General features: G+C 72.5%; 1 protein-coding gene. It reads left to right on the forward strand.

Going from position 1 to position 499, the window contains the following annotated elements; all coding sequences use genetic code 11:
• The coding region (locus AC1DKD_RS41970; protein ID WP_477144831.1) for an AAA family ATPase at positions 1-394 on the forward strand (394 nt) is incomplete at its 5' end.
• Positions 395-499: the final 105 nt, after the last annotated feature.

Below are 499 nucleotides of genomic sequence, written 5' to 3' on the forward strand. Positions count from 1 at the left end.
GGTCACGGCCGCCGATGTCGCCGCCATGATTGCCACCGTCCAGCAGGTGTTCGTGTCGGGTCCCGTGAAGGAATACACGGTGTCACTGGGCAGGGCCACACGGGAGAGCCCGCTGCTGAGGCTCGGTGCGAGCCCCCGGTCCATGCTGCAACTGCTGCGCGCCGCCAAGGCCACGGCAGCCCTGGACGGACGCGATTTTGTCCTCCCGGACGATGTGGCTGACGTGGCGGAGGCCGTCCTGGCGCACCGGATCATTCTTGACCGGAAGGCTGCCGGCGCCGGCGAAACCCCGCACAGCGTCCTGCGGGGCATCCTGTCCCGGCTGCCCGTGCCGCAGGCTGCCGCCGGACAGCCCGACCGGGCCGGGGCCGCCGCCGGCAGCAGGAACCGCTAGGCGAATGCCATGGCCCTCCTGGACAAGCTCCCGCGGCACCTGTTCACCAGGCGCGGGTGGGGCATGCTCGCGGGCGGCGCCTCCGCGCTGGCTGCGGCCCAGGTC

It is taken from the genome of Cupriavidus sp. 05T313 (genome assembly GCF_056396665.1).